The sequence below is a fragment of the Bacillus sp. FSL R9-9834 genome, from assembly GCF_038006905.1.
Classification (GTDB): Bacteria; Bacillota; Bacilli; order Bacillales; family Bacillaceae_G; genus Bacillus_A; species Bacillus_A pacificus.
In genome coordinates, this window is record NZ_JBBOWD010000001.1 from 2,866,787 (window position 1) to 2,880,561 (window position 13,775).

15 protein-coding genes and 2 pseudogenes are annotated in these 13,775 nt (G+C 33.6%); 1 reads left to right on the forward strand and 16 read right to left on the reverse strand.

Going from position 1 to position 13,775, the window contains the following annotated elements:
• The 10 genes and pseudogenes from MKY00_RS14865 to MKY00_RS14910 form a co-directional block, all read right to left on the reverse strand.
• A pseudogene (locus MKY00_RS14865) lies at nucleotides 1-312 on the reverse strand (immunity protein Imm33 domain-containing protein); the annotation flags it as partial.
• The gene (locus MKY00_RS14870; RefSeq protein WP_341035457.1) at nucleotides 287-1,057 is read right to left on the reverse strand and encodes a hypothetical protein; all 771 of its coding nucleotides are present in this window, start codon (nucleotides 1,055-1,057) and stop codon (nucleotides 287-289) included. The pseudogene MKY00_RS14865 and the gene MKY00_RS14870, both read right to left, overlap by 26 nt.
• A complete protein-coding gene (locus tag MKY00_RS14875; protein ID WP_227585642.1) occupies nucleotides 1,015-1,173 on the reverse strand; it encodes a hypothetical protein in 159 nt (52 codons plus the stop codon). The genes MKY00_RS14870 and MKY00_RS14875 overlap by 43 nt, the downstream gene beginning before the upstream one ends.
• A gap of 129 nt (nucleotides 1,174-1,302) precedes the next feature.
• The gene (locus MKY00_RS14880) at nucleotides 1,303-2,550 is read right to left on the reverse strand and encodes a PoNi-like cognate immunity protein (protein ID WP_001204631.1); all 1,248 of its coding nucleotides are present in this window, start codon (nucleotides 2,548-2,550) and stop codon (nucleotides 1,303-1,305) included.
• A 27-nt stretch (nucleotides 2,551-2,577) separates the two neighbouring features.
• Nucleotides 2,578-4,215: a T7SS effector LXG polymorphic toxin gene (locus MKY00_RS14885; RefSeq protein WP_016717847.1), complete on the reverse strand. Its 1,638-nt coding sequence runs from the start codon at nucleotides 4,213-4,215 to the stop codon at nucleotides 2,578-2,580.
• A complete protein-coding gene (locus MKY00_RS14890) occupies nucleotides 4,212-4,574 on the reverse strand; it encodes a DUF3958 family protein (protein ID WP_016717848.1) in 363 nt (120 codons plus the stop codon). Before MKY00_RS14890 ends, MKY00_RS14885 begins: the two co-directional genes overlap by 4 nt.
• Before the next feature lie 40 nt (nucleotides 4,575-4,614).
• The gene (locus tag MKY00_RS14895; protein WP_001988920.1) at nucleotides 4,615-4,890 is read right to left on the reverse strand and encodes a TIGR04197 family type VII secretion effector; all 276 of its coding nucleotides are present in this window, start codon (nucleotides 4,888-4,890) and stop codon (nucleotides 4,615-4,617) included.
• A 213-nt stretch (nucleotides 4,891-5,103) separates the two neighbouring features.
• Nucleotides 5,104-5,397, reverse strand: a complete 294-nt coding sequence (locus MKY00_RS14900) for a putative quinol monooxygenase (RefSeq protein WP_016717849.1) — start codon at nucleotides 5,395-5,397, stop codon at nucleotides 5,104-5,106.
• 46 nt (nucleotides 5,398-5,443) lie between these two features.
• A complete protein-coding gene (locus MKY00_RS14905; protein WP_016717850.1) occupies nucleotides 5,444-6,082 on the reverse strand; it encodes a nitroreductase family protein in 639 nt (212 codons plus the stop codon).
• Between the two features lie 18 nt (nucleotides 6,083-6,100).
• A complete protein-coding gene (locus tag MKY00_RS14910) occupies nucleotides 6,101-6,529 on the reverse strand; it encodes a MarR family winged helix-turn-helix transcriptional regulator (protein ID WP_000204161.1) in 429 nt (142 codons plus the stop codon).
• A gap of 266 nt (nucleotides 6,530-6,795) precedes the next feature.
• Between MKY00_RS14910 and MKY00_RS14915 the strand changes: the two genes are divergently transcribed.
• A complete protein-coding gene (locus MKY00_RS14915; protein WP_016717851.1) occupies nucleotides 6,796-8,739 on the forward strand; it encodes a GTP-binding protein in 1,944 nt (647 codons plus the stop codon).
• A 46-nt stretch (nucleotides 8,740-8,785) separates the two neighbouring features.
• On the opposite strand, the gene MKY00_RS14920 is transcribed toward MKY00_RS14915, so the two are convergent.
• The 6 genes and pseudogenes from MKY00_RS14920 to MKY00_RS14945 all read right to left on the reverse strand — a co-directional run bounded on the left by MKY00_RS14920 (nucleotide 8,786) and on the right by MKY00_RS14945 (nucleotide 13,770).
• Nucleotides 8,786-9,451 (reverse strand): alpha/beta hydrolase, encoded by a 666-nt coding sequence (locus tag MKY00_RS14920; RefSeq protein WP_141114885.1) that lies wholly within the window; start codon nucleotides 9,449-9,451, stop codon nucleotides 8,786-8,788.
• Complete coding sequence (locus MKY00_RS14925) at nucleotides 9,452-9,919, reverse strand: NUDIX hydrolase (RefSeq protein WP_016717853.1); 468 nt, start codon at nucleotides 9,917-9,919, stop codon at nucleotides 9,452-9,454.
• A gap of 217 nt (nucleotides 9,920-10,136) precedes the next feature.
• Nucleotides 10,137-10,568, reverse strand: a complete 432-nt coding sequence (locus MKY00_RS14930; RefSeq protein WP_016717854.1) for an SMI1/KNR4 family protein — start codon at nucleotides 10,566-10,568, stop codon at nucleotides 10,137-10,139.
• A 54-nt stretch (nucleotides 10,569-10,622) separates the two neighbouring features.
• Nucleotides 10,623-11,648 (reverse strand): SDR family oxidoreductase, encoded by a 1,026-nt coding sequence (locus MKY00_RS14935; RefSeq protein ID WP_016717855.1) that lies wholly within the window; start codon nucleotides 11,646-11,648, stop codon nucleotides 10,623-10,625.
• Between the two features lie 183 nt (nucleotides 11,649-11,831).
• Nucleotides 11,832-12,505 (reverse strand): annotated as a pseudogene (locus MKY00_RS14940) (ABC transporter ATP-binding protein).
• Nucleotides 12,505-13,770 carry an ABC transporter permease gene (locus tag MKY00_RS14945; protein ID WP_016717856.1) on the reverse strand — a complete coding sequence of 422 codons (1,266 nt, stop codon included), beginning with the start codon at nucleotides 13,768-13,770 and terminating at the stop codon, nucleotides 12,505-12,507. Before MKY00_RS14945 ends, MKY00_RS14940 begins: the two are co-directional and overlap by 1 nt.
• Nucleotides 13,771-13,775 lie beyond the last annotated feature (5 nt).

Here is a 13,775-nt window from a genome sequence, read left to right on the forward strand (position 1 = left end):
TTATTTTACTATTTCACCCCAAATATCAACATCACATTCATTTAAAACCGCTTTAATTTTGTCCTTCTCAAATACTACTAAATAATTATACGGTAAGGTTAGCACTTGAATAATTGCAGGTTTCATTTTTAATAATTGGTAGGCGTATATGATTTCCAATTTTCCTGATACTTCTTCATTGATAGGACCTATATACCAACCTGAATCACCTTCATCACAACCACTAGATCTTTGTAAATACACCTCTTCTTGTTGCAACACATTTTTCGCTATCACAATCTTATCGTTAAATTTTATTAATTGTCCCTCTATTTATATTCTCCTTCCATTTAACTAGTAACGCTTTATATAATCGTTCAGAACGTTTCTCGATCTTATTATTGGCATTTCCCATAAATTCAAAAATTCGGCTTTGAACAATTTGATTTTTTTTAATTTCCGATAGTTCGTGAGCCTCCACTTTATTAAACGAATTTGGCAATGGGTATTCAAAACAATGCCCCTTCCATAACTCTAATTTATCATCAATAAAGTCTTGCATATAATAATCTGTTACGAAAGTATCGAAAGAACGACCTAAAAAACTTTGTAGTGACATTAATGTTAAATCCCAATAATCTCTAGTTGCAATAGCACGCCCAACGTTAAATCCTTTAGGCAATAATGTCATGTTTCCTATTGTATGTGTCACTGTAGCAAAACGCATAACATCGGGATGATTATTGATATTTTCATAATGATTAAACACTTTTTCAGACAATAACCATTCATACCTTAACAGCTTTAAGGCATTTTTTTTAATTGATTTAGGCTTCACACCAACACCACGATTATTACAGAATGCATTAAAATCACTTTTCCAAAATGACTTATCACTTGATAGCAATAAAAGCCGGTACGTTTGATAAAAAGAATTCATAGTATCTAAATCTAAATTGTTCAAGTTTTTATTTGCATATATTTTAGAATATATCTCTAAAACAAGATCACATCTATCACAGTCAAATTTTTCTTTTACTCCGTATAAAATTCTTTCTTGATAATCTTTTTTGTACAAAATATTTTTTTTACAGGATGTAATTCTTTTTGCACTTCAAATGATGGTGAAATATTTTTAAAATCAAAGTAAATTACTTCATTTTTATCTAATTCAATAAAATCCGCCAATCTCAATTCAACAGCCTTCTTTCCCTCTACTTTTTAGTAACTATACGCCTTTTTTTCAACGCCTGCATTGTTTTCAATTAACTAGTAAAATGTATTCTAACATTACATATGATGACAACCATTTCAATTTGTTCGTTATAGAACTTCCTCTACATCGACACTCTCTATCCTCACTTCATACATATTTGGGATGTTTGCTTCTTTTGGTACCCATGCATAATAATTTTGATCATTCTCTAAAATAAATTGAATTAACTTTGTTTCTGATCCATTCCAGAAATTTTTAAGATTATCAATGTAGTCTTCTAAATCTTCTTTATAGTCCAGTTGTAATATATAATCTCTTACCGTCAGGGCAAACAAAATTAAACTTCCTAATAGATTTTTTTGCTCATTTTCTTCTTCATACTCTTGTGGTAAGAACCACACTTGACCTATTCCTATCGTTTTTTTGTATTTTTCATAAAAACTACTATCATCCATATTCTCATAGTCATGAATCAATTCATTGACCAATGAATGCCATTTTGGCGGAATAATATTTTCCAATGCAGGATTATGTTCAATTCCTTCTACTATATCCTCGATTTCTTCTGTCTCATCTTCATAGTGATATTCACTTAGGTCTATATGCTTAAATTTCATTTCATTTTTATAATGTGCCAAATCATATGGATAATGATTATTATCTTTTAAACTTGTATCATCAAGTCCGAGTATCTTTACTATTGCAGCTGTCTCAAAGCTCCAATACCCCACATATCCAGGTTCTTTATGCGCATTTTTCCATTCATAATCATAATGGCCTTTAAACCATTCTTTCTCCATATACACTTGTAATCTTTTAGACGCTTCTTTTTTATCTGTTTGTGCAAGTTCTATAATCTCTTTCGTTTTTGCATATGGATTTTCTTTATAATATCTGTTCGTCATGTTTGTGTATCCGATATCACTAGCGCATAAGAGGAAATCAATTACTGCGTCGTTCATATTTTTTTTATCAACTATCTTTTTTAATCTTTCTATATTCTTTTTATCCGTTTCTAACAAAATTCCTAAAGAAATTATCCAAAGCATATATATATAACCCACTTTGCTAGCTCCTGTATGCTCTAAATCATCTATCGCATTATAAAAATATACTTCCATTTTACTAATGTCTTCTCCTAAAGAATACATTGCCCTAATGTCGTTCATCTCATGTATAAAATTCGACAAATAATTTTCTAATATAATACTTTTGTTATCATTAGGATATCTTTGAATACCATTTTTTTCATCTTCTTCTAAACTTTTAATCTCTTCTCTATTTTCTTCGATAAACTCTTTATGATATTCTATTCCCCTTTTACATTTTTCTTCTATACATAAATGATCTCTCATTCTTTTTAATTCCTCCTCGCTTCTAGATTATGGCCACTCTCCAACGATGTTACCCTTTGCATCTATCTTAAATGTTTTAACCTTTCCACTACTATCAACTTTTGATAATACTCTTTCAACTTTACCTCTTTTCAAGGCTTTCGTAATCTGTTCAGCTAATACTTCATCTCCCTCAACAGCTTTTAATATTCTACTTTTTCCAGTTTCAGAACCTTTCAACCAATCATTTGACATTTGTCGTCCATCTTTAGTTTTTCCTAATTGTGAACTACCAAATTTAGCTTCATCTATAACGTATTTGATCTTTGACTCTGTATTTGTATTTTCGTATAATCCATCAATTCCTTTTACTATTTTATCATTTATGCCTGATGGTGCACTTTTTCCGACTGGCTTTAAATCAAATCCAGCTTCTTTTAAACTTTGATTATTCAATAAATTGTCACTAGATTTTATTTCACCATAATTACCTTTTTGCTTATTTGTAGCTGTTTTTGCATCAAAATTATCTACAGTTGTATTTTTGTTACTGCTAGGTTTACCGTTAGCCGCACCTCCACCAGAAGACTGGATTTTTTGAATAGTATCCTTAGTATTTTGAATCGATTTATTCCAAACAAATCCACCATGCGCAAAAAGACTAGCCCCAGCAGCTGTTGCTGCTATATCTAATGGAATAACAATTGGTGATGCTAACCCACCAGTTCCTACTTCTGCGACGATAGTTAAGAAATTAGATCCACCTATGAGCGAAATACCTTCAAACATTTCTACAATGGACCCGGCTATTGATATAACATTTCCAGCCAACCTTCCAGCTTGGTAAGTTGTCTTACTTTCTAATTTATCATTCTCATGCGGTTGTAGTCCAACAAAGTTTTCTAGGGCTGCATCACCAGCACCTTGAAAAAATTCGATAACTCCATGCAAAAATGATTGCGCATAAAGGGCTGTTTTTTCATGCCATGATCTATTGTCTTCCTGCTCTTGTAAGTTCATTTCTTGTTTTTGCAAAGTAATTTCTTTCATCTCGTTTTTTCGAGCTGTTTCTTCTATAATCCCCTGAATCGAACTCACCCAATCCATATTCAACCCTTGTGTACTAAACGTACCACTCACAGGACTAAATCCTTTCCCGCTTTGCACTTCAGCGAGTCCGGCTGTGATGCTAGCTGCTAATTGGAGGGCGGTACTGTAGTTGTTGCTGGACGAATGATTGAATTCATATAAATGCTCTAGTTTTTCTTCTAGTTTTTTTCTCATCGCAATTAAGACTGCAACAATTGCGTCTACTCCAGGCATCGGTGTAAGTACTTCTATTGCTTCTATACTAGCGATCGATTGATTGATTTCCTGTATTTGTTGTCTTATTTCATGTTCGATAACATCTGTTGAAGCAACTTTTGCTTGAAAATCATTTGGAAATGCTTCGTTTTGGCGAATTAATTCTTCACATAAGCATATGATTCCTTGCGCTAATGGCCGAAATGTTTGGACAAGGTAGGCTTTTGCACTACTGTATGTTTGTCCTTGTAATACTGTGTCTATCGCAAAGGCATCAATAGATTGAATGGCTTGTTCCATACTTTGAATCGTAGCATTACATATAGCGTTCATACTTTGCGTTTGACTTTGAACTTCTCCCAAATACATGTTTAAACTCATGTATTGGCCTCCCTTTGTAGTTGCTGCTGTTCATAGGAAAGGTCGTTTTCTTTCTCGCTGAGATGCCGTTTTTCTTTAAGCAACGTCTCTTTTTCGTTTTCTAATTCGAATGTAAGTTTTCTTTCGTACTGCCCGATCTCTTGCCGCATATTCGTAAAAAGGTGAAATGCTTCTTTGTCACCATACCAAGTTTCTAGTATTCGGTTAAATAAACGATTATTTCTATTTTTCCATTCATGAAAACTAGCCTCAGCTCGTTCTTGATTTTGCAGCGCGATTCGGTTTTCATTTTGTTCTTCAAATATGATTCGTAATTTTTGATTACATTGACTGATTCTCGTTTCAAATTCTTGACTCATCTTTTCTCCCTACCTTTTCCCCTTTACGTAGGTTGTTACATTATTGAAAAGTCTTTTGAAGTCCGGTATCCATTTTCTCAAATTCATTTGCTACGGAATGGATATTATCAATCGTTTGTTGAAAAGCAGCGCAAAATTGTTTCGTGATTTGTAAATTTTGTTGATTTGCTTCTTGTGCTTTGAAGTTCACAGATAGTGTCGTACGCGTTGCCTTATTTATAGAGCGACTAGTAGCACTTTGCATTCTATCTGAAGCATTTCTCATTTTCGTTGCAAGTTGCGTTGCTCTATGCAAATTACTTTGAAATTCTCCCATCACTTACTCCCCTCTACCTTATATTTTCAAGAAAATTATACCATGGAAAAATATTCTAATAAACCGAATGTTCGAATTCAATAAATAATTAACCACTGTTCCTGAGGATACGAGCAACACTTACCTATCAATATAACTGGATCCAAAGTGGATTCTACTTATACAAAAAAAGATGACCTCAGCCATTCGCTAAAGTCATCTTTTTCTACCTTATTATTTCACTAATTCTCCATTATAAGCTTTTATATCAAGAGGAGCAGTTAAATACTGTTTTGCTTTGCTAACGAAAGATGTGAAGTGTTCACTCGTATTATGGCTCGCAACTGCTGCTTCATCTTTCCATACTTCTACCATCGTATAAACACTTTCTTTTTCTGTATCTTTATATAAGTCATAAGATACATTTCCACTTTCTTCTCTTGAACCATGAATGAGTGGCTGAATTTCTTCTAAAAATGCTTGTTGTTTTGCTGGGTCTACTTGAAATACTGCGTGAATAATAATCATGGTGTTTCCCCTTTCATATTCCATATATTTCTATGACCTAATTAGATTACTTCCACTCAGCAACTTTTTCAACTGGAAGACGTACTGATTGGTAACCACTGTCAGCAGCTTTTCCGATTGAAATTAACATAACTGGTACGTAACGTTCTTTATCTAATCCAAACGCTTCAGCAATTTGGTCTTTTTCAAATCCACCAATTGGACAAGTGTCATAACCGTGAGCACGAGCTGCTAGCATAAATTGCATTGCTACAAGACCGCCGTCAATAAGTACAGTATCTTTCATTACTTCTGGTGTAACCATTGAGAAGTAAGCTGAAAGTTTTTTCATTTGGTCTTCTTTTACTTCTGCTGGCATGAAACCACGCTCTACTGCTGTACCGTAAATTTCTTCTGCGTTATCAAAGTTGTTTAAATCACCAAATAAAGCAATCATTGCTGAAGATGTTTCTACTTGAGATTGATTGAATTTCGCAAGTGGCGCAAGTGTTGCTTTCGCTTCATCACTTTCAATCACTACGAATCTCCATGGTTGCATGTTTACTGATGATGGTGCAAGTGTTGCTTCTGTAAGAATTTCTGTCATTTCTTCTTTGCTAATTTTCACTGATGAGTCGTATTTACGAATGGAACGACGTCCTGTTAAAATTTCGTTAAAGTCATTTGTTTTTACTGAGTTAGTCATAGTTGTATTCTCCCTTTTTTAAAGTTCTTTTATATTTTCTTGAATGTGAATTAACATATTTAAAAGATTATCGCGTTCTTCCTCACTTAATCCTTTAAATGCAGATGCTGCAAAACGTTCTTTTTCCTCTTGAAACGCCTGGATTTTATTTCGTCCCTCTTCAGTTAGAGAAACTAACGTAATTCTGTTATCATCTGGATTTTTACGTCTTACAATCATTTCATTGGCCTCAAGCTGCTTTAAATGCCTCGTTATCGCCGCATTATCAATATTCACTTCTTGCTGAAGTGCTTTTTGACTAATTTCACCTACTTCAAATAACTGAAGTATAAGCTCTAAACGAGATTGGCTCATACCCGTACACCCTTCAAACTTCGAACTTACTTCCTTGTTTAGAAAGTGTAATTTATATAAAATAATCGCTTCTTTTGAGCATGAACTTGTCAAATTACCCCTCCTTTACATCCAATTTAAAAAATCATTTGATATATCAATAGTTGATACGTCAATTAATATAATCTATATCGATTTAGAATGCAAGCATTTTGTTTTCATTTTATTTTTTCCAAATTAAGGCGCTTTGTAGCGTTACAAAAAATGTAAATTACATTATAATAGTAATAATTTAAATGACTGGAGAGTGATTGTAATGCGGCAATACACAAATAGAAATGAGGAAATGAAAATGGAAAATGAAATGAGGATATTGATATATGACAACAATAAATATAGGGATTGTCGCGCACGTAGACGCTGGCAAGACGAGTTTGACTGAACGTATTCTTTATGAAACGAATGTGATTAAAGAAATTGGCCGAGTTGATGGCGGAAGTACGCAAACAGACTCAATGGAATTAGAAAGGCAGCGCGGAATTACGATTAAAGCATCCGTCGTTTCTTTCTTTATTGATGACTTAAAAGTAAATGTCATCGATACACCGGGACACGCTGATTTTATCGCTGAAGTGGAGCGATCATTCCGCGTTTTAGACGGTGCAATCTTAGTTATTTCTGCCGTTGAAGGTGTGCAAGCACAAACGAAGATTTTAATGCGAACGTTACAGAAACTAAACATACCGACTATTTTATTTGTAAATAAAATTGATCGTCGTGGTGCAAATAGTGAAAAAGTTGTAAAGCAAATAAAAACGATTCTTTCAAATGAAGCATTCCCCTTTTACTCTGTCCTAAACGAAGGAACAAAGGAAGCTCGTATTATTGAATATAAATCATATGATGATTGTATAGAACGATTAGCACCATATAATGAATCGTTACTTGAGTCATATGTAAATAACGAAATCGTAACGGACACAATGTTAAGAAAAGAACTCATTAAACAAATAGCGCAAGCAAATGTGTATCCGATTTTCTTCGGTTCCGCAATGACGGGTATAGGAGTATCTGAACTACTTGAAAATATTTCAGCCTTACTTCCAGCTCATAATCTGTCTCAAGATGAAGAATTGTCCGGTATTGTTTTTAAAATTGAACGTGAACCTTCTGGAGAAAAGATTGCATATGTAAGAGTTTTTTCTGGCAACTTACACGTTAGAAAACATGTTGATATACAGCGCGATGAGTCTCTACCACATAAGGAAAAGATTAAAAAAATGTGCATGTTTCATAATGGAGATGCTGTTCAAACTTCTACCGTTCCTAGCGGAGAATTTTGCAAAGTGTGGGGACTAAGTGATATTAAAATTGGTGATATTATCGGTGCACGGACTGATTATATAAAAGATATTCACTTTGCCGAACCACAAATGGAAGCTGCCATCGATGCAGTACCTAAAGAACGAATTCATGATTTATACGCTGCACTTATGGAACTATGTGAAGAAGATCCACTCATTAAAGTGTGGAAAGATGATGTTCATAATGAACTATATATTCGCCTTTTCGGTCAAGTACAAAAAGAAGTAATTGAAACAACTCTTTTTGAGAAATATAATTTGCAAGTTACTTTTTCAAATACGCGAGTTGTATGTATTGAGAAGCCAATTGGCATTGGGATTTCCGTTGAAGTAATGGGCGAAAAAACGAATCCATTTTACGCAACAGTTGGATTCAAAGTCGAACGTGGTGAACTGAATTCTGGCATAACATATAAATTAGGCGTTGAACTTGGCTCACTACCTTTAGCCTTTCATAAAGCGATTGAAGATACTGTATTTCAAACGTTAAAACAAGGTTTGTACGGGTGGGAAGTTACGGATATTATCGTTACGTTAACCCATACTGGCTATGCTAGTCCTGTTACAACAGCTAGTGACTTTAGAAACTTAACGCCACTCGTTTTAATGGATGCTTTAAAGAAAGCTGAAACATATGTATATGAACCAGTTAATGCGTTTGAATTAACTGTACCGGAGCAGGCAATTAGTACCGCAATGTATAAGCTCGCTGCTATTTCAGCAACTTTTGCAGAGCCTATATTCAATAATGATTCTTATCAGTTAACAGGATCATTACCTGTTGCGAAAACAGAGAATTTTAAACGCATGCTCCATTCATTGACAGAAGGAGAAGGCATATTTACAACGAAGCCAGCTGGTTTCACAAAGCTGAAACCTCCCTTCCCTACTCGAAAACGTGTTGATTATAATCCGCTGAATCGGAAAGATTATTTGCTTCATGTGTTGAGGGCTTATTAAAGTAAAAGAGGTGCAGTTCGCACCTCTTTTTGCATGTATTGATAAGTTAGTTTTCCCTAACAATTTCTTTAAGCTTTTCTATTATTTTCGCTATTGCTTCAATTGAATTCCCTGTTTCAAATTCTCCAACATTTACAGAATGATTTGCATTTTTGACAACATCGATCGTTAAATTCGTTTTATATAACTGATCAATTTTATTTGCATTATAATGATGATCTTTATCCCCAATAACTAAAAGTCCTTCGTGATTACTTTGTAAAATAGATTCGAAAATAGATTCAAAATTTAGTAAAGGTGTAAGTACTATCATTTTTGACTGTAAAAAATCTTCTCTCTTCATTAAATCATTTGCAATTGGAATTGTTCCGAGTGATTTTCCTAAAAACATCGTCTCGTTGTATTGCTCACCTTTTAATACTTCATTCATTATAGGATGAATATCACCCATCATTACTTTCGTTACTTCTTCTATTGGTTTATTCATTAATTGTCCATCATAAGAATAATGAATATGTACAACATCTATTTTATGTTCAAGCATAAGCATCGTCGCGTAATAAAATAACGGCTTATCATAATTGTATCCTGAACCTGAAAACATAAAGCAAACCGTACTAGAACCTTTTTCGATATGTGTGTAATAAATTACTTTGTCATTTATATGTATCTTTTTTTTAGTCCTCTTCACCGTTTTCCCCTCCGAATACATTTACTTTTGTAATACAATATGTTCTGTGTGAGCTACTATATCCTTTACTTTTTCTTTTATAAATGCTGGTTGTAAGTTATATGCATGTAACTCTTCTACCGACACCCACTTAAACAAATATGTTCTACCCTCTTCTTCCAAAATATATTGATTCGCTCCATTCGCGGGTAATTCATGCAATTCTACTTCGTAATAAAAACTAATCTCATGAAACTTTCGCTCAGAAAGTGTGAAGAAATTTTCTACTGACCATAGTAATCTCTTTACTTTAATAGGAACAGCTAATTCTTCCGCAAGTTCTCGTTTTAACGCGTCTTCACTATTTTCTAGCATTTTCACTCTACCGCCTGGTACGTACCAAAAATCTTCACCATTACCTTGCAATATAAGGATTTTATTACCGTGTTTACAAATGGCTCCGACTCGGTAATTAAAACATGTTTCCTCAACTTTGAACGTAAGATCCACAACGATTGCCTCCTATACTTCATTTAAAAATCGCTATAAAACTATTATGTATGTATCGTACAAATAAGATTACTAAATTTTTCTAGTTCATTCAATAGTTTTTTAATTTTCCGAATCTTTTTCCATCAATTATACATATGCATCTATTACAATAACAGTACACACGAGAAAGCGCCTTGTTTTTTTAATAACAAGGCGCTTTTTCTTGATACTATATTTAAATTGTTATCTTCCCACTCTCCCACCACTCCATGAAAGTTTTTAAAGAAGGCGCAACCCACGTTCTACTATCATTTTCATGATTCCATACATATATATCATCTCTTTGTACCATCCCATTCAAAACAGAATAACCAAACAAATCACCATTTCCGCCATCAGCAAAAAATAATAAACAATCCAAAGGCATGTATAAATCTTTAAAATCAACTATATTTCTCATATTCATATTTTCAGTTTTAATTTTTGAAGCAGACCAAATAAAGTCTCCATATTCACCTGCTATACCGTTTGTTTCTTGTAATAGCTGTGATAAGTCATTCGGTAATTCCACAAGTAAACATTTTTGTATTTCAATAAGTTCTTCCTTCGTAGCGGGATTTTTTAAGCTTAAGTTTGATGAAATACTATGAATGGTTTCTTTCCACATAACCTTTTCTCCTCCTTATGTGCAATCAACTATATTCAAAGAGCTCCTCTAAATTTATTGATACCATTTTTCTAACAATTCCTTCTCCCTTTCGCCTGAAATCCCTGCTTTTAATTCCCATTCCTCTATACTCTTCATCCACACATACACATCCATAACTGTATCTTCTAACCTTCTAAAAGTAAGCCCTGCTTTAATAGCACTATTGATACTAATAGAAAATCCACCTTTCCACGGCTTCGTTTCCCCTTCTAATGAAAAAGTTTCTGGAAGCCATAAAGGCATTTCTGTCCAAGGCTGCACATTATGTTCATTCATAAACGATTCCTCTATCCAAACGAATTCAGCATCACTATTCGTAACCTTTTTACACGTATTTAATAGCTCTTCCATCGTCAATTCATAATTTGGACCTGTAACATTGAATATACCTGCATTTTTGTTTTCTGCCATGTTTAGTCCCCAATTTGCGACGTCTTTTATATCAACTATCTGCACTGGACGGTCTTTTCTTCCTGGAACTAACACCTTACCTCCTTTTGCTATACGCTGAATCCAATATGGAAGCCGATCTGTATAATCAAACATTCCTGAAAGAAGTCCTGCTCTTACGTGTAAAACACGCCCCGGCCAATACTTCTCTGCTTCTTTTTCGCATAATACTTTCAGCGCACCATAATGCTCATAAGGAGATATTTCACCATTTTCTACAGCCTTTATTTGCTCAGCCGTCGGTTCAGGTTGTAATATATAGTCTTCTTTTATATGATGCGGAATCCAATCTTTATATACGGAAAGGCTTGAGATGAATATATAGTGTTCAATATTATCTTTAAGCACTTCTCCAACATTTCTAATGTGATGTGGAGAAAACCCACATGTATCTACGACAACATCCCATTTTCGATTTTCTAAACTTGATACATCACCATTTCTGTCACCGATAAGCTGCTCCACTTCAGGAAAGATTTCTTGGTTTGTTCCGCGGTTAAATAATGTAACTTCATGCCCTCTGTTCAAAGCCCCTTCTACAAATGCTCTGCCTAAAAATCGTGTACCACCTAGTATTAGAATTTTCATGGTTCTCCCCCATTCATCATTAAAAATCCTTTCTTTTGTTAAACGAATTGCTATCATAAAAAGTTACGGGGGATTTGTTATTTTACTTTAATTCTAGAAACAAAAATAGAATCCATTTTGAAAAATAAATCAACATGGATTCTTAAATAAAAAACAATTTTTTGATGTATCTTAGTTTAATTGTTAACTCCGCACAATTTCCCCATCAACTAACTCAATGATTCTATTACACTGATTCGCCACTTCCATATCATGCGTTACAATAATAATTGTTCGTCCTTCCTCATTCAGTTGTAATAGTAGATTCATAATTTCTTCTCCTGTTTTTCTATCTAAATTTCCAGTTGGTTCATCCGCCAAAATTAATTTTGGTTCACCTACTAACGCTCTTGCAATTGCGACGCGCTGCTGTTGTCCACCTGATAGCTCGTCCGGTGTTTTATACATATGTTCTTTTAATCCTACTTTTTCTAAATAGAACTTCGCCTTATTTTCTCTTTCCCGTTGCTTTAGCTTTCTATACGTGAGTGGTAGCACTACATTATCCAGTACAGTATGTTCTTTTAACAATGCAAAATATTGAAAAATAAATCCGATCATTTCATTTCTTGTTTTATGACTTTATTTGCTCTAATTTCAGTTAATGATTTTCCATTTAACGTATATTCACCCGCATTTGGTATATCAATTAGCCCGATAACATTTAGTAATGTACTCTTCCCTGAGCCTGATCGCCGCCCCATTACCGCTATAATTTCGCCCTTATTTATCGTTAAATTTATACCGTTTAACGCGAACGTATTGTAATTCTTATTACTATACACCTTCTTAATATCTTTTAGTTCAATTAACCCCATTATTCCATCCCACCTATTAATGTTTTCGGTTCGAGCTTTCTAATAAACAAGAAGACAATGAGATTTGAAATAATGATGATCACTAGTAAGAATAGGAATACAAATAATAAAATAGGCATATTTAAATTTATTTCGCGTACAGACGCCGTATCAAAGTCCTTCGAAACTTGTAGATGATTCTCGTATCTCCATAAAAAGTAAACTATCGATAAAAACATACCAACTATCGTAATACATATGTTTTCTAATACAATTTGAATGAACATCCCAAACTTACTTTCTCCAAGGACCATCTTAATACCAAATTCCCTCTTTCTCATTATGATGGAAACAATTGTCGTTACGACCATTCCCGCTATTATAAATAAAATAAATAGACTTCCTACTATAAGATCGATATTTTCCGTATCCATACTACTAGTAACGGCTTCATTTATTTCTTCTCCTAAATTTTTTAAGTATAACGTAACGTCGCTTCCCTTCAGTTGAATCATTTCTTGGAGTTTGTTTACATCTGCGTCTCTTTTTAAATTCATAATTGTACTTTGATGTAATCTTGAAAACATTATTTCATAGTTTTCATATCTATCAATTGGCATGGGTGATAACATAGCCTTGTCTAATTTCTGGTATATACTCACTCCGTTACCATCTATAATAAATTTATTTTCTGGTAAAAATCCAATAATCATATATTGATTATTGATTGTATCCCCTATTTGAAAATATTTCTTAAAGTAAGGACCTACCAAAACATTCGTTTTCTCTTCACTATTTTTGTGGAAGTCTCGATACGAAAAGCCTACTCCAGTTTTTATAGGTATATTCAGTAATTTATAATAATCTTCATCTATTGTAATTATACGAATAGTAGGGTTTTTATCGCGAAAAGTTTTGTTTTTCAATTCTTCTAACATACTTTCTTGGAGCGGTCGATTGCTGGATTCTAGTTCGATTATGCTCTCTTCGTATGTACCATACGAAATCACATCTTTATTTTGCTGCATTTTTTTATAAATTTCTTCGACTTGTCCTTTATTAAATTGATCTGCCTTCAACCTATCAGTAGTCATCCCATCATAAGTGATGAAATATGTACTTTCTAAATCTAGCAACGAGTTGGAACTGTTTTCAAGATAGTGAAAATTACAAAGCATATTAATGGAAAGGGTTATTGCTGCTAATCCAAACGTGAATTGTATTAAGAGAAAAATAGAAATGAGCAATCTATTTTTCAGGGCCATAAGAGCACTTTTTAGTCTCATCTTAT